Consider the following 15,612-nt stretch of genomic DNA (forward strand, 5'->3'; position numbering starts at 1 on the left):
CCTGCGGGCCCATGAAAAACGGCGGGCACTGCCCGCCGTCGCGATGGATGGTCGAGTGCCTCAGAAGGCCGCGGGCCGCCATTTCAGCAGCCGCTTTTCGAGCGAGCTCAGCAGGAAGTCGGCCGCCAGCGCGACCACCGCGAGCACGATCATCGCCGCGAACACGCCGCTGGCATTGAAGGCGCCCTGCGCGGTCGAGATCAGGAGGCCGATGCCTTCCTTGGCGCCGAGGAACTCGCCGACCACCGCGCCGACCAGCGCGAAGCCGAAGCTCACGTGCAGGCTCGCGAGGATCCACGACATCGCCGAGGGAATCACCACCGCCATCGTGAGCTGGCGCGGCGAGGCGCCGAGGATCTGCGCGTTCGCGATCATGTACTTGTCGGCCTCGCGCACGCCCTGGAAGGCATTGCCGAAGACCACGAAGAACACCATCACCACCGCGAGCGCCACCTTCGAGGCCATGCCCAGGCCGAGCGCGATCACGAAGATCGAGCCGAGCACCACGCGCGGGATCGAGTTGGCGATCTGGATGTAGAGGCTGAACACGTCCGACAGCAGCTTGTTGCGTCCGAGAACGATGCCGCAGATCACGCCGGCGATGGAGCCGATCAGGAAGCCGATCACTGTCTCCTCGAGCGTCACCGCGACCTGCATCCACAGCGACCCCTGGGCCGTGCCGTCGCGCATCCATTCCACGAGCTGGTCGTAGATCATGGTGGGCATCGAATAGAAGAAGGGGTCGATCCACTTCAGGCGCGCCGCGATCTCCCAGCCGCCGAGCGCGACCACCAGCACGACCAGCCGCAGCGCGATGATCATGCGGCGACGGCCGCGGATGGCCGCCTGCGCGATCTCGGATTCGCGCGCGAGCGCGGCGTCGCTGAGGGCCGAGGGAAGTTGCGCGGCGGCAGGCGTGTGGGTGGAGGAGCTCATGGCGGCGTGGGAGGGTGTGACAGCGTTGTTCATTGGATGACGACCTCTTCGCGCAGGTCGTCCCAGATGTGCTTGGACAGTTCGATGAACTGCGCGTCGTAGCGCACCTGCGCCATCACGCGCGGGCGCGGCAGGTCGATCTCGTAGACGCGCTTGAGCGTGGCGGGCCGCGCCGAGAGCACGAACACGCGGTCGGCCAGCGCGATCGCCTCCTCGAGGTCGTGCGTCACGAAGACCACGCTGCCGCCGTTGTTCGACCACAGCTGCAGCAGCTCGTCCTGCATCAGCGTGCGGGTCTGCATGTCGAGCGCGGAGAAGGGCTCGTCCATCAGCAGGATCTCGGGGTCGTTGATGAAGGTCTGGGCCAGCGCCACGCGCTTGCGCATGCCGCCCGAGAGCTGGTGCGGGTAGTGCTTGCCGAACTTGGCCAGGCCTACGCGGTGGATCCACTGCTGCGCCAGTTCCATCGCTTCCTTCTTCGGCTTGCCGCGGAAGAGCGGGCCGGCCGCCACGTTGTCTTCCACGCTGCGCCACGGGAACACCGCGTCGGCCTGGAACACGAAGCCGATGCGCGGGTCGACGCCGGTCACCGGCTGGCCCATCACGCGCACATTGCCGACGGTGGGCTTGAGCAACCCGGTGATCATGTTGAGCGTGGTCGACTTGCCGCAGCCCGTGGGCCCGACGATGGCGACGAACTCGCCGCGCGCCACCGACATGCTGAAGTTGCGCAGCGCGACCGTGGCGTTGCCGTCCTGCGAGATGAAGCGCAGCGACACGTCGTCGAAGTCGATCGCGGAAGTGGTCGCGACGTTGCCGCCGCTGGGAGAGGGAGTGCCGTGGCGCATGGTCATTTCGCCGCCGCGAGGTAGGCGTTGCTGTAGGTCTTCGACAGGTCGATGTTCTTGCTCTTGACCAGCGGCTTGTAGGTGGCCAGCACCTTGAGCACGGTCTCGGGCCCGCCCGCGGGCATCTTCGCGTCGGCCGTGAACATCGGCAGCGAGGCCTTGAGCGCCTGCACGTAGAGCGCCTTGTCGTTGCCGTAGTAGTCGCGCGGCACCTTCTCGGCGATCTCCTCGGCGCTGTGCGACTGGATGTACTGCATGGTGCGCGCGAAGGCACGCGCCAGCTTGCCGGCCTCGGCCTTGTGCGACTCGGCCCAGGCGTTCTGCACGTAGAGGCTGGCGGCCGGATAGAGGCCGCCGAGCGCCTTCACCGTGTCGGCCTCGGTGCGCAGGTCGACCAGCACCTGCGCGTCGCCGCTCTTGACCATCTGCGACACCGTGGGCTCGGTCGTCATGCCGGCCTGGATGCGGTCCTGCTTCATCGCGGCGATGAAGGTGTTGCCCGCGCCCACGGGCAGCAGCGAGTAGTCCTTCGAGGCCACGCCCGCGCGGTCGGCGAGGTAGCGCGTGAGGAAGTCGGTGGACGAGCCCAGGCCGGTCACGCCCAGGGTCTTGCCGCCCTTGGCGTCGGCCATGCTCTTGAAGCCGGCCGCGTCGGCCTTGGTGCTGACCAGCTCGACCTCGCCCGGCACCTTGCAGAAGACGGCGATCGCCTGGATCTCCTTGCCCTTGCTCTGCAGGTCGATGGTGTGGTCGTAGAAGCCGACCACGCCCTGCACGGCGCCGGCGATCAGCTGGTTCTCGGCGTCGACGCCCGCGGGCTGCGACTGCAGCTCGACGTTCAGGCCCTCGTCCTTGAAGTAGCCCAGCGCCTCGGTGAGCTTGGCCGGCAGGTAGATGATCTTGTTGATGCCGCCCACCATGATGGTGATGGGCGCGTCGGCGGCTTGGGCGAAGGGCGTGGCGAAGGCGGCGCAGAGAGCGGCGGCGAGCAGGGTGCGGCGGGTGGCGGACATGGGGTCGGGTGTCTCCGGTCGAGGTTGTTCGGTCGGGCCAGTCTAGGAATCGCCATCCTTCGGCCAGCTTTCAGCGCCGCGCGCGAATCCTCATGGTTATCCCTAGGCCCGTGCCCTGGCCGCCACCCTTCCTAGAATCCACGGCCACTCCCGCCGACCGCATGAAGCTGCTGCTGATCGAAGACAACCCGCAACTCGCGCACTGGCTCTCCAGCCTGCTGCGCGAACAGGACTTCGTGGTCGACCACGTCGCCAACGGCGAGGCCGCCGACCTTCAGCTGGCGCAGGCCGGCTACGACGTGGTGCTGCTCGACCTCAACATCCCGGGCCTGCCGGGCAAGGCCGTGCTGCGCCGGCTGCGCGAGCGCGGCGACACGGTGCCGGTGATCATCCTCACGGCCACGGCCTCGCTCGACCAGAAGGTGCTGTGCCTGGAGATCGGCGCCGACGACTACCTGGTGAAGCCCTTCGAGATCCGCGAGCTGGTGGCGCGCATCAAGGTGCTGGTGCGCCGGCAGATGCCGGGCAAGGCCAACGACATCGCCTGCGGCGACCTGCGCTACGACCTGCGCACGCGCCAGTTCGCGCTGGCCGGCGAGGAACTCGCGCTGCCGCCGCGCGAGCGCACGCTGCTCGAGACGCTGATGCTCAAGGCCGGCAGCACGGTGTCGAAGCAGGCGCTGATCGACGCCATCTTCGGCCTCGACGACGAGCCCAGCGCCGACGCGGTGGACATCTACATCCATCGCCTGCGCAAGAAGCTCGAGGCCAGCCAGGCGACCATCATCACGCTGCGCGGCGTGGGCTACCTGCTGCGCACGCGCCAGGAAGAATGAAGAAGCGCTCCAGCCTGCGCCTGCGCCTCGCGCTGTGGCTGCTGCTGCCGCTGTCGCTGTTCGTCGCGCTGTGCGGCTGGCTCAACTGGCGCAACGCCGCAGGCGTGGCCGACTACGTGCAGGACCACGACCTGCTGTCCTCGGCCAAGGTGCTGTCGGACCGGCTGATCTGGGAGGACGACGACGTGCAGGCCAGCGTGCCGCCGTCGGCGCTGAGCCTGTTCGTCTCGCCCGAGCACGACCGCGTGTTCCTCAGCGTGACGGGCGCCAACGGTGAAGTGCTGGCCGGCTCGGCCGACTTCCCGCTGCCCGCGCGGCGCAAGCCCGAAGGCGTGGACCGCGCCCAGTGGTACGACACGGAATTCGCGGGCCTGCCGCTGCGCGCGGTCGTCACCACGCGCTCGATGTACGAGGTCGGCGGTGCGCGCGACATCACCATCGCCGTCGGCAAGACCGAGCGCAGCCGCGACCACATGCTGCGCACGCTCTGGTGGCCGTCGATGGAGTACCTGCTGATCGCGCTGGCGCTGGCCATCGCGCTCGCCGTGGCCGCGCTGACGCTGGAGCTGCGGCCGATCGTGCGGCTGAGCCAGCAGCTCGCGCAGCGCGACCCGCTGCATCTGGACCTGGTGGTGGATCCCGGCGCGCTGCACTCCGAGCTGCGGCCGGTGGCCGACACCATCAACCGCTTCGTCGCGCAGCTGCGCGCGCACTCGGAGGCGCAGCGGCGCTTCATCGCCGACGCGGCGCACCAGCTGCGCACGCCGCTGGCGATGCAGGCCTCGCAGATCGAGTACGCGCGCTACACGCGCCAGCACCGCGGCGAGTGGGACACGCGCCGGGCCGACATGGATGCGATGTGGCTCGCGATGCAGACCAGCAACCGGCGGCTGGTCGACGTCACCAACAAGCTGCTGCTGCTCGCGCAGGCCGAACACGGCGATGCGCACACGCGGCTCGAGCGGGTCGACCTGGCGGCGGTGGCGCTGCGCTGCGTGGAGCAGCTCGCGGCGCTGGCGGACCGGCGCCGCATCGACCTGGGATTGGAGGCGACTGGCACGGCCTTCGTGCGGGCGCAGCCGGCGCTGCTCGATGCGCTGGTCACCAACCTGCTCGACAACGCACTGCGCTATACGCAGGAGGGCGGCCGGGTGACGCTGGGCGTGGGCGTGGGCGTAGGCGAGGCCGCGGACGCGGTCGTGCTGAGCGTGGAGGACAACGGCCCCGGCATTCCCGCCGAGGCGCGCGAGCGCGTGTTCGAGCGCTTCTACCGGGTGGCGCAGGACAGCGAGGGAACGGGGCTGGGGCTGGCCATCGTGCGCGAGATCGCGCGGGCCTTCGAAGCCGACGTGGACCTGGCGGCCAACCCGCGCGAGGCGAGCGGGCTGCTGGTCACGGTGCGTTTTCCGCCAGCGGGACCGGCGGAGAACGCGGGGTAGCCTTTACAGGCCGGCGGCAGCGCGCAGGGCCGCGGCCTGCGTGGTCGCTTCCCAGGTGAACTCGGGCTCCTCGCGGCCGAAGTGGCCGTAGGCGGCGGTCTTCTGGTAGATCGGGCGCAGCAGGTCGAGCATCTGGATGATGCCTTTCGGACGCAGGTCGAAGTGCTCGCGCACGAGCTCGGCGATCTTCTCGTCGGGGATCACGCCGGTGCCTTCGGTGTAGACCGTGATGTTCATCGGCTGGGCCACGCCGATGGCGTAGGCCACCTGGATCTGGCACTGGCGCGCCAGGCCGGCGGCCACGATGTTCTTGGCCACGTAGCGCGCGGCATAGGCGGCCGAGCGGTCGACCTTCGACGGGTCCTTGCCCGAGAACGCGCCGCCGCCGTGCGGGCAGGCGCCGCCGTAGGTGTCGACGATGATCTTGCGGCCGGTAAGGCCGCAGTCGCCCTGCGGGCCGCCGATGACGAAGCGGCCGGTCGGGTTGATCAGGTAGCGCGTGTTCTGCAGCCATTCCTTGGGCAGCACGGGCTTGATGATCTCCTCGATGATGGCTTCGTTGAACGAGGCCTTCATCTTGGTCGGCGTCTCGCTCTGGTCGGGGCTGTGCTGGGTCGAGAGCACCACGGTGTCGATGCTGTGCGGCTTGCCATCGACGTAGCGCATCGTCACCTGGCTCTTGGCGTCGGGGCGCAGGAAGGGCAGGCGGCCGTCCTTGCGCAGCTGGGCCTGGCGCTCGACCAGGCGGTGCGCGTAGTAGATCGGCGCGGGCATCAGCTCGGGCGTTTCGTCGCAGGCGTAGCCGAACATCAGGCCCTGGTCGCCGGCGCCGGTGTTCAGGTGGTCGTCCGATGCATGGTCGACGCCCTGGGCGATGTCGTTGGACTGCTTGTCGTAGCAGACCATGACCGCGCAGCCCTTGTAGTCGATGCCGTAGTCGGTGTTGTCGTAGCCGATGCGCTTGATGGTGTCGCGCGCGACCTGGATGTAGTCGACGTGCGCGTTGGTCGTGATCTCGCCGGCGAGCACCACGAGGCCGGTGTTGGTCAGCGTCTCGGCGGCCACGCGGCTGCGCGGGTCCTGCTCGAAGATCGCATCCAGGATGGCGTCCGAGATCTGGTCGGCAACCTTGTCGGGGTGGCCTTCGGAGACGGATTCGGAAGTGAAGAGGAAGTCGTTCGCCATTTGTTCAAAGCTCCTTGAAGTGGTTTGGCGCGTTGCCAACTCTGCGGAGCCCTGGCGAACGCTTTAGCAGAATGCCGATGAGCCATCGGCGGGCACAATCGCCATGCGGCGCCCGTGCTTGTCGCCCTGCAAGTTGTTCCGTAACTCGGCGACAATTTCGATTCTATTCGAGCCGCGCCAAACCGTGCGCGCGCGTCCTTGACCCCATTCCCGACCTGTCCATGATCGCTCTCTTCCGATTGCTTGCCCGCGTACCAATGCCCGTGATGCATTGGTTCGGCGCGGGGCTCGGATGGCTGGTCTGGGCCCTGGCACCCGACTACCGGAGGCGCTTCCGGGCCAATGCCCACAGCGCCGGCTTCGGCCCCGACGCCTACCGCCCGGCCATCGCCGCGGCCGGCAAGATGGCCTCCGAACTGCCCTGGCTCTGGCTGCGCCCCCATGGCGAGACGGTGCTGCCGCGCGTGCTGCGCTGGGAGGGCGTGGAAGCCTTCGAGGCCGCGCTGCAGGCGAAGAAGGGCGTGATCCTGGTCGCGCCCCACCTGGGCAGCTGGGAGATGTGCGGCCAGGCGATCGGCGAGCGCTTCCATGAACGCTATGGTCCGATCACCGCGCTGTTCCGTCCCGCGCGCAAGAAGTGGATGGCCGCGCTGATCGCCGCCGGCTCGCGCGACCGGCCCGGGCTGCAGACCCTGCCGACCAGCATCACCGGCGTGCGCGGCCTGATGCGCACGCTGCGCAACGGCGGCTACACCGGCATCCTGCCCGACCAGGTGCCGCCGCTGGGGCAGGGCGTGTGGGCGCCGTTCCTGGGCCGGCCCGCCTACACCATGAGCCTGCTGCCGCGGCTCGCGCAGCAGACCGGTGCGGCCTGCTTCCTCAGCGTCTGCGAACGGCTGCCGCGCGGCGCGGGCTACGTGATCCGCTTCGAGCCGATCGTGGGCACCGCGCTGACCGACCCGAAGGCCTCGCTCGAGGACGCGGCCGCCGCGATGAACGAGGCCATCGGCCGGCTGATCCGCAGCCTGCCGGGCCAGTACGTGTGGGACTACGCGCGCTACAAGGAACCGCGCGGCGACGCGCCCGTGGTGGCCGAGGCCGGGGGGGCTGCACGATGAGTCTGGGTTCCCGTCTGGGCATCGGTTTCATGCGCGTGATCGCGCCGCTGCCGCTGCCGCTGGTGCGCGGCTTCGGCGCCTTCCTGGGCCGCGTGCTGCACACGATCGCGCTGCCGCGCCGGCGCGTGGTCGACACCAACCTCGCGGTCTGCTTCCCCGAGAAGTCCGAGGCCGAGCGGCGCGCGATCGCGAAGGAGAGCTTCGTCTACGTGGCGCAATCGTGGCTCGACCGCAGCTGGCTCTGGCATGCGCCCGAGAAGGTGGTGGCGAGCCGGCTGAAGATCGTGGGCGCGGCCGCGGAGATCCGCGAGATCGCCGAGGGCAGCGAGCCGATGATCCTGTTCGCGCCGCACTTCTACGGCCTGGACGCCGCGGCCACCGCGCTCACGATGCACACGGCGCGGCCCTCGGCCACCATCTACACGACCCAGCGCGACCCGATGGTCGATGCCTGGATCCGCGAGGGCCGCACGCGCTTCGGCGACGTGGCGGCGCTCAACCGGGTCGACGGCATCAAGCCGGTGCTCTCGGGGCTGCGCAAGGGCGGGCTGCTCTATCTGCTGCCCGACATGGACTTCGGCCGCGACCAGACCATCTTCGTGCCCTTCTACGGCGTGCAGGCGGCCACGGTGCCCTCGCTCTCGCGCTTCGCGCGGCTGGGCAAGGCGAAGGTGGTGCCGATCGTCGCGAAGCTCACGCGCGGGGGCTACGAGATCGAGGTGCTCGAGACCTGGCGCAACTTCCCGACCGACGACGTCGAGGCCGACACCGCGCTCATGAACACGCGGCTGCAGGGCTACATCGATCCGATGCCGGCCCAGTACTACTGGGTGCACCGGCGCTTCAAGACGCGCCCCGAAGGCGACCCGCCGATCTACTGAGCCCCCCGGCTTTTCAGTCGCTTCGCGCCTGTAACTCCACCCCCCGAGGGGGAGGCGCGGTCCGCCTTGGGGCGGCCCGGCGGCGACCGCCTCAATGGCGATTGAGGAAGGCCTCGATCTCGCTCGCCACGAGCTGCGGCTGCTCGTGCACGATCCAGTGGGTGGCGCCCGGCACCTTCTTGACCACGAGATCGGGCACGTACTCGTCGAGCCCTTCGAGCAGGCCCGGCAGCAGCGCGGCGTCGTCGAGCGCCCAGAACACGAAGGTGGGCACGTTCACCACCAGCCGCTCGCGCGGCAGCACCGGGATGCCGTCGATGGTCTGGCCCGGCAGCGGCGGCTTCATCGGCGTCACGCGGTAGAGGTTGCAGGCACCCGTGAGGCCCGCGCTCCAGACCTCGCGGTACTGCTGCTTCACTTCCTCGGTGAGCCAGCCGAAGCCATCGGGGCCGGCCTTCATCAGCAGGAAGAAGGGCCACATGCGCTTGAAGTCGTCGGCCGCGAGCAGGGCCTCGGCGTCGGGCCGCGCGAGGAAGTTCATGTAGGCGCTGGCCTGCTGCTGCGCCGCGCTGTTGCGCAGTTCGCGCGTGAAGGTGCCGGGGTGCGGCGAGTTGATGATCACCAGCTTGCCGACCTGCTGCGGGAACGCGTTGGCATAGCCCCAGCCGAAGGCGCCGCCCCAATCGTGCGCGACCAGCGCGGCCATCGTGCCGTCCTTGCTCTCGGTGGCCACCAGTTGCTGGATGTCCTGGATCAGCAGCTGCGCCTTGTACTCGGCCACCTCGGTGGGCGCGCTCGACTTCTCGAAGCCGCGCAGGTTCGGCGCCACGCAGCGGTAGCCGCCATGCGCGGGATCGGCGAAATACGCGAGCAGTTCGTCCCAGATGAACGCGGCCTCGGGGAAGCCGTGCAGGAACACCATCAGCGGGCGGCCGGGCTCGCCGGCGGCGCGGCAGCTCAGGGTGATGCCGTTGGGCAGGCTGCGTTGGAAGGTCTCGATCATGCGTCTTGTCTCCTCTTGGTTGCTATCTTTTCGATAGTGAGTTCGGCAGATGGGACGGCCGCTGCAGCCGGTCGTGCTCAGGATTCTTCGGGCGGCTCCGCGGCGGGCCCGCCGGTGTCCTCGTCGGGCTGGGCCGAGGCATCCTCCGTGTGGACCCAGCGCGACAGCAGTTCGGCCGCCTCGCCCACGCCCTGTTTCTTCAGTGCCGAGAACAGTTTGACCTCGCCGCCGCCGGCTTGCAGTCGCACGATGGACAGCACCTTCGCGCCCTCGGAGCGCGTGAGCTTGTCGGACTTGGTCAGCAGCACCAGGAACTTGAGGCCCTGCTCGACGCGCGGGCGGATCACCTCGAGCAGGATCTCGTCGAGTTCGGTCAGGCCGTGGCGCGGATCGCACATCAGCACCACGCCGCGCAGGTTCTCGCGCGTCATCAGGTAGTTGCCCATCACGCGCTGCCAGCGCAGCTTGGCCTCGCGCGGCACGGCCGCGTAGCCGTAGCCGGGCAAGTCGGCGAGCACCGCGTCGTCGACCTTCTGCCGGCCGATGCCGAACAGGTTGATGTGCTGCGTGCGGCCCGGCGTCTTCGAGGCGAAGGCCAGCCGCGTCTGCTGCGTGAGCGTGTTGATGGCGGTGGACTTGCCGGCGTTGGAGCGGCCGACGAAGGCGATCTCGGGCAGGGCGAAGGGCGGCAGGTGCTCGAGCTGCGGGGCGCTGGTCAGGAAGTGCGCGGTGTGCAGCCAGCCCAGCGCGGCACGTTCGCGTTCGGCGGTCTCGGGGTCTTTGGCGGGGGCCGCGCGGGAAGGAAATGCGGTGCTCTTGCGCGACGGCGTGGTCATCAATGGGCTTTCGGAACGGGGCGCCATTGTAGAATCGCGGGGTTTTGCGCCAATAAATTCGAGCCCCCGATATGAAGTTGTTTGCCAATTTTCTGCTTGCGGCCCTCGTGGGGATCGCTGGTACCGCAGTCAGCACTGGTGCTTTTGCCGAGGAGACGGCAGCCGCACCGACCACACCGGTCAAGGCCAAGCCCGACCCGGCCAAGGGCGACACCATCTTCAATGCCACCCCGGCCAACAGCCAGAGCTGCGCCTCCTGCCACAACGCGGACGGCAACTCGGCGATCCCGGCCAATCCCAAGCTGGCGCAGCAGCACCCCGAATACATCCTCAAGCAGCTCGAGGACTTCAAGTCCGGCAAGCGCAAGAGCGCGATCATGAAGCCGCTGGCCTCGGCGCTGTCCGAGGAGGACATGCGCAACATCGCCTGGTTCGTCGGTTCGAAGAAGGTCAAGCCCGGCTTCTCGAAGGACAAGGACACGATCGCCCTGGGCGAGCGGATCTACCGCGGCGGCATCGCCGACCGCCAGGTCCCGGCCTGCGCCGGCTGCCACAGCCCGAACGGCGCCGGCATGCCCGCGCAGTACCCGCGCCTGGGCGGCCAGCATGCCGACTACACGGCGGCCCAGCTCACGGCCTTCCGCGGCGACGGCACCACGGTGCGCGCCAACAACGCCGTGATGACCGGCGTGGCCGCCAAGCTCAACGACCGCGAAATCAAGGCCGTGGCCGACTACATCGCCGGTCTGCGTTGATCCCGCACGCGCGAGCGTGAACTAACCGCCGACAACAACCCCAAAAGAGGGCGGGCCGATCCAGAAGGATGGCCCGCCCTTTTGCGTTTCGCTTCTTCCGGACGCCTTTTCTTCGCTCTTCTCTAGCAATCGATGTCAGTCTCCACTCACGGCCTTCGCGTCCATCGCGGCCCGCAAGCGGTTCGCGCGGCGGTGGAACTGCTGTCGTCGATGCGCTTCGCGATCGCGCTGCTCACGATCATCTGTATCGCCTCGATCATCGGCACGGTGCTCAAGCAGCACGAGCCGATCAACAACTACATCAACCAGTTCGGGCCGTTCTGGGCCGAGGTGTTCCGCGCCGCGCGGCTCGACTCGATCTACAGCGCCTGGTGGTTCCTGCTGATCCTGCTGTTCCTGGTGATCAGCACCACGCTGTGCATCGTGCGCAACACGCCGCGCATCGTGGTCGAGCTGCGCACCTTCAAGGAAGACATCCGCACCCAGAGCCTCAAGGCCTTCGGCCAGCGCGCGCAGACGCAGCTCGGCGAAACGCCCGACATGGCGGCCAACCGCATCGGCCAACTGCTCGTGAGCGGCGGCTGGAAGGTCAAGCTGCAGCAGCGCGAGGCCACGGGCGACGGCAAGACGCCGGCCGGCTGGATGGTCGCCGCGCGTGCCGGCGGGGCGCACAAGCTCGGCTACATCGCGGCGCACAGCGCCATCGTGCTGGTGTGCATCGGCGGCCTGCTCGACGGCGACCTCGTGGTGCGCGCGCAGACCTGGTTCAACGGCAAGAGCGTGTTCACCGGCGGCGGCATGATCGCCGACGTGCCGCCACAGCACCGGCTGTCGGCCAGCAATCCGACCTTCCGCGGCAACATCCTGGTGCCCGAGGGCGGGCAGGGCAGCGTGGCGATCCTCAACCAGGCCGACGGCGTGCTGCTGCAGGAGCTGCCGTTCTCGATCGAGCTCAAGAAGTTCATCGTCGACTACTACTCGACCGGCATGCCCAAGCTGTTCGCGAGCGAGGTGGTGCTGCACGACCGCGAGACCGGCGCGCAGGTGCCCGCGCGCATCGAGGTCAACCATCCGGCCAGCTACAAGGGCGTAGAGATCTACCAGTCGAGCTTCGACGACGGCGGCTCGACGGTGAAGCTCAAGGCGGTGCCGATGGCGGCCGCGGCCAAGCCCTTCGAGGTCGAGGGCGTGATCGGCGGCCCGAGCAGCGAGATCACCAACGGCAAGGAGAAGCTCACGCTGGAGTTCGCCGCGCTGCGCGTGATCAACGTCGAGAACTTCGCCGACGGCGGCGCCATGGGCAGCGGTGCCGACGTGCGCAAGGTCGACCTGCGCCACGACATCGAGTCGCGCCTGGGCGCGGCCAACAAGACCAACAAGCCCAAGGTGCTGCGCAACATCGGCCCGAGCATCGGCTACAAGCTGCGCGACGCGGCCGGCCAAGCGCGCGAGTACCAGAACTACATGGTGCCGGTCGACACCGGCGACGGCCAGCCGGTGTTCCTGCTGGGCATGCGCGAGAAGCCCGAGGAACCGTTCCGTTACCTGCGCGTGCCGGCCGACGAGCAGGGCTCGATGGACGGTTTCGTGCGCATGCGCGCCACGCTCGAGGACCCGGCGATGCGCGCGCGTGCCATCGAGCGCTACATCGCCAAGGCCAGCGATCCACAGCGCCCCGAGATGGCCGACCAGCTGCGGGTGTCGGCCACGCGCGCGCTCGCGCTGTTCGCGGGCAGCGAGCCCGCGCGCGCCGATGCCGCTGCCTCCGCGGGCGGCTGGCAGGCGATCGCCGAATTCATGGAGAGCAACGTGCCCGAGGCCGAGCGCGAGCGCGCGGGCGCGGTGCTGGTGCGCATCCTCAACGACGTGCTGTACGAGGTGCTGAACCTCAGCCGCGAAGGCGCGGGCCTCGCGGCCCTGCCGGGCGACGAGAAGTCGCAGGCCTTCCTCACGCAGGCGGTGATCGCGCTGAGCGACGCCCACTTCTACCCGGCCCCGGTCGCGATGATGATGACCGACTTCACCCAGGTGCAGGCCAGCGTGTTCCAGGTGGCGCGCGCCCCTGGCAAGAACGTCGTCTATCTGGGCTGTCTGTTGCTGATCGTCGGGATTTTTGCCATGCTGTACGTGCGCGAGCGTCGGCTCTGGGTGTGGCTGACACCCGCCGGCGCCGCCGGAGACAACACCACCGAGACCGCCGCGACGATGGCGTTCTCGGTCAATCGCAAGACCATCGACAGCGATCGGGAGTTCGAGCATCTGAAGCACAAGCTGCTCGCCCTGAAGAAAGAAGAGCCAGCCTCACCATGAACACCACCACCCTCACGCTCAACGAAAGCTGGCTCTCGCGGCGCAACCTGTTCGACTGGGTGTTCGCGGCGCTGGTGCTCGCGGGCGGCCTGTTCGCCTTCGCACGCCACGCGGGCTCGATGGACTCCTACGAGAAGCCGATCCTGGTGGGTGCGCTGATCTGCGTGATCGCCATGGGCTGGTTCTGGCGCCCGCTGCGGGTGCTGGCGATCGTGGTCGCGGCGGCCTCGCTGCTGGCCATCGCGTCCTACCAGGGCGACCTGGCGCGGGCCGACACCGTGTTCTGGCTCAAGTACTTCCTCTCGAGCCAGTCGGCCATCCTCTGGATGAGCGTGCTGTTCTTCATGAGCACGCTGTTCTACTGGCTGGGCTTCTTCGGCGGCAAGCAGGGCGATGCGCTCGAGGCGATCGGTTCGCGGCTGGCCTGGGCCGCCATCACCATGGCGCTGATCGGCACCATGGTGCGCTGGTACGAAAGCCACCAGCTCGGCCCCGACATCGGCCACATCCCGGTGAGCAACCTCTACGAGGTGTTCGTGCTGTTCTGCTGGCTCACGGCCGCGTTCTATCTCTACTACGAAGAGCACTACCGCACGCGCGCGCTCGGCGCCTTCGTGATGCTGGTGGTGAGCGCGGCGGTCGGCTTCCTGCTCTGGTACACGCTGGTGCGCCAGGCGCACGAGATCCAGCCGCTGGTGCCCGCGCTGCAGAGCTGGTGGATGAAGCTGCATGTGCCCGCCAACTTCATCGGCTACGGCACCTTCTCGCTCGCGGCCATGGTGGCCTTCGCCTACCTGGTGAAGGAACAGGCGAGCGAGACCCGCTGGTACAAGCTCACGCCGATCTGGCTGCTGGGCATGGCGCTGTGCTTCGTGCCGGTGGCGTTCCGCCAGCGCGTGCAGGAAGCCGGCGGCAGCTACTGGGTGGCCTATGCGGCGATCTCGGCGCTGATCGCGGCCGGCATCCTGCTGGGGCGCAAGCGCATCGCGGCGCGCCTGCCGGCCAACGAGGTGCTCGACGACGTGATGTACAAGTCGATCGCGGTCGGCTTCGCCTTCTTCACCATCGCCACCGTGCTGGGCGCGCTGTGGGCCGCCGATGCCTGGGGCGGCTACTGGAGCTGGGACCCGAAGGAGACCTGGGCGCTGATCGTCTGGCTCAACTACGCGGCCTGGCTGCACATGCGCCTGGTCAAGGGCCTGCGCGGCACCGTGGCGGCCTGGTGGGCGCTCGCGGGGCTGGCGGTCACGACCTTCGCCTTCCTGGGCGTCAACATGTTCCTGAGCGGCCTGCACAGCTACGGCACGCTGTAGGCGCGCGCTGGCCGCCTTTCGCGAAGAATTGAAACCGCACGCCCCGCGTGCGCGTAACCGAATCGGGGGTAGCCACGAATTACCTTCCGAGTACAACGATTCCAGCGAAAGGCCCGTCATGTCGTTCCATTCCCGTCCGTCGCGCCGCAGCTCCAGCGGTTTCATCCATCCGCTGTCCAGCGAGATCACGCCGCGCGCCCTCTACGAAGGCCGGCGCGACCTGCTCAAGCTGATGGCCGGCGGTGCCGCCGGTGCCGCGCTGGCGTCCTTCGCGGGCCGCGAGGCGCTGGCCCAGACGGCGCGGCCGAACAAGCTGGAAGCGCTGCCAGGCGCGAAGTCCGCGGTGCCCGGTGCGCAGACGATGGAAAAGCTCACCGACTACAAGGACGCGACCAGCTACAACAACTACTACGAGTTCGGCACCGACAAGGGCGATCCGGTCAAGAACGCCGGCACGCTCAAGACCCGGCCCTGGACCGTCGAGGTCGAGGGGCTGGTGAAGAAGCCCGGCAAGTACGCGATCGAGGACCTGCTCAAGCTCAGCGCGCAGGAAGAGCGCATCTACCGGCTGCGCTGCGTCGAGGGCTGGTCGATGGTGATCCCGTGGGTCGGCTATTCGCTGGCCGAGCTCATCAAGAAGGTCGAGCCGCAGGGCAATGCCAAGTTCATCGAGTTCGTGACCCTGGCCGATCCCAAGACCATGCCCTTCGTCGGCTCGCGCGTGCTCGACTGGCCCTACACCGAGGGCCTGCGCATGGACGAGGCGATGCATCCGCTCACGCTGCTGGCCTTCGGCATGTACGGCGAGATGCTGCCGAACCAGAACGGCGCGCCGGTGCGGCTCGTGGTGCCATGGAAGTACGGCTTCAAGTCGGCCAAGTCGATCGTGAAGATCCGCTTCGTCGAGAAGGAGCCGAGCACCGCCTGGAACAAGGCGGCGGCGCAGGAGTACGGCTTCTATTCGAACGTGAACCCGAACGTCGACCATCCGCGCTGGAGCCAGGCGACCGAGCGCCGCATCGGCGACGGCGGCGGCCTGTTCGCCAAGCGCAACAAGACGCTGCTGTTCAACGGCTACGAAGCGCAGGTCGGCCAGCTCTATGCGGGGATGGACCTGAAGAAGAACTACTGAGGCGGGC

At 68.5% G+C, this 15,612-nt stretch carries 14 protein-coding genes; 8 read left to right on the top strand and 6 right to left on the bottom strand.

Annotated elements, in window-relative coordinates; translation table 11 throughout:
• Positions 1-60: 60 nt before the first annotated feature.
• From AC07PU_RS28245 to AC07PU_RS28255, 3 genes are read right to left on the bottom strand one after another with little or no spacing between them, the layout of a single operon-like run.
• Positions 61-936, bottom strand: coding sequence for an ABC transporter permease (locus tag AC07PU_RS28245; protein WP_093352075.1), 876 nt, complete (start codon positions 934-936; stop codon positions 61-63).
• Positions 937-965: 29 nt separating this feature from the next.
• Positions 966-1,784: an ABC transporter ATP-binding protein gene (locus AC07PU_RS28250; RefSeq protein WP_495321715.1), complete on the bottom strand. Its 819-nt coding sequence runs from the start codon at positions 1,782-1,784 to the stop codon at positions 966-968.
• A gap of 2 nt (positions 1,785-1,786) precedes the next feature.
• Positions 1,787-2,797, bottom strand: a complete 1,011-nt coding sequence (locus AC07PU_RS28255; RefSeq protein WP_495321716.1) for an ABC transporter substrate-binding protein — start codon at positions 2,795-2,797, stop codon at positions 1,787-1,789.
• 161 nt (positions 2,798-2,958) lie between these two features.
• Between AC07PU_RS28255 and AC07PU_RS28260 the strand changes: the two genes are divergently transcribed.
• Positions 2,959-3,633, top strand: coding sequence for a response regulator transcription factor (locus AC07PU_RS28260; protein ID WP_057596005.1), 675 nt, complete (start codon positions 2,959-2,961; stop codon positions 3,631-3,633).
• On the top strand, positions 3,630-5,072 hold the full coding sequence (locus tag AC07PU_RS28265) for a sensor histidine kinase (RefSeq protein ID WP_495321717.1): 1,443 nt from the start codon (positions 3,630-3,632) through the stop codon (positions 5,070-5,072). The genes AC07PU_RS28260 and AC07PU_RS28265 overlap by 4 nt, the downstream gene beginning before the upstream one ends.
• A 3-nt stretch (positions 5,073-5,075) precedes the next feature.
• Here AC07PU_RS28265 and metK read toward each other — a convergent pair whose 3' ends face one another.
• Positions 5,076-6,257 carry a methionine adenosyltransferase gene (gene metK, locus AC07PU_RS28270; RefSeq protein WP_093352062.1) on the bottom strand — a complete coding sequence of 394 codons (1,182 nt, stop codon included), beginning with the start codon at positions 6,255-6,257 and terminating at the stop codon, positions 5,076-5,078.
• 221 nt (positions 6,258-6,478) lie between these two features.
• Here metK and AC07PU_RS28275 point away from each other — a divergent pair, with 221 nt between their 5' ends.
• Both AC07PU_RS28275 and AC07PU_RS28280 read left to right on the top strand, forming a co-directional pair.
• Complete coding sequence (locus AC07PU_RS28275) at positions 6,479-7,375, top strand: lysophospholipid acyltransferase family protein (RefSeq protein WP_296798804.1); 897 nt, start codon at positions 6,479-6,481, stop codon at positions 7,373-7,375.
• The gene (locus AC07PU_RS28280) at positions 7,372-8,256 is read left to right on the top strand and encodes an LpxL/LpxP family acyltransferase (RefSeq protein WP_431511759.1); all 885 of its coding nucleotides are present in this window, start codon (positions 7,372-7,374) and stop codon (positions 8,254-8,256) included. Before AC07PU_RS28275 ends, AC07PU_RS28280 begins: the two co-directional genes overlap by 4 nt.
• Positions 8,257-8,347: 91 nt before the next feature.
• On the opposite strand, the gene AC07PU_RS28285 is transcribed toward AC07PU_RS28280, so the two are convergent.
• Both AC07PU_RS28285 and yihA read right to left on the bottom strand, forming a co-directional pair.
• On the bottom strand, positions 8,348-9,259 hold the full coding sequence (locus AC07PU_RS28285; RefSeq protein WP_495321718.1) for an alpha/beta fold hydrolase: 912 nt from the start codon (positions 9,257-9,259) through the stop codon (positions 8,348-8,350).
• Between the two features lie 77 nt (positions 9,260-9,336).
• A complete protein-coding gene (gene yihA, locus AC07PU_RS28290) occupies positions 9,337-10,095 on the bottom strand; it encodes a ribosome biogenesis GTP-binding protein YihA/YsxC (protein WP_093352050.1) in 759 nt (252 codons plus the stop codon).
• A gap of 71 nt (positions 10,096-10,166) precedes the next feature.
• Here yihA and AC07PU_RS28295 point away from each other — a divergent pair, with 71 nt between their 5' ends.
• From AC07PU_RS28295 to msrP, 4 genes are all read left to right on the top strand, one after another.
• On the top strand, positions 10,167-10,850 hold the full coding sequence (locus AC07PU_RS28295; RefSeq protein WP_093352047.1) for a c-type cytochrome: 684 nt from the start codon (positions 10,167-10,169) through the stop codon (positions 10,848-10,850).
• A 132-nt stretch (positions 10,851-10,982) separates the two neighbouring features.
• Positions 10,983-13,160, top strand: a complete 2,178-nt coding sequence (locus AC07PU_RS28300) for a cytochrome c biogenesis protein ResB (protein ID WP_490875299.1) — start codon at positions 10,983-10,985, stop codon at positions 13,158-13,160.
• Entirely contained in the window at positions 13,157-14,473 is a 1,317-nt protein-coding gene (gene ccsB / locus AC07PU_RS28305) for a c-type cytochrome biogenesis protein CcsB (RefSeq protein ID WP_093352042.1), read from the top strand. The genes AC07PU_RS28300 and ccsB overlap by 4 nt, the downstream gene beginning before the upstream one ends.
• Before the next feature lie 118 nt (positions 14,474-14,591).
• Positions 14,592-15,605 carry a protein-methionine-sulfoxide reductase catalytic subunit MsrP gene (msrP, locus tag AC07PU_RS28310; protein ID WP_495321719.1) on the top strand — a complete coding sequence of 338 codons (1,014 nt, stop codon included), beginning with the start codon at positions 14,592-14,594 and terminating at the stop codon, positions 15,603-15,605.
• The last annotated feature ends 7 nt before the right edge of the window (positions 15,606-15,612 follow it).

Source organism: Variovorax sp. GW821-FHT10D07 (genome assembly GCF_059415325.1).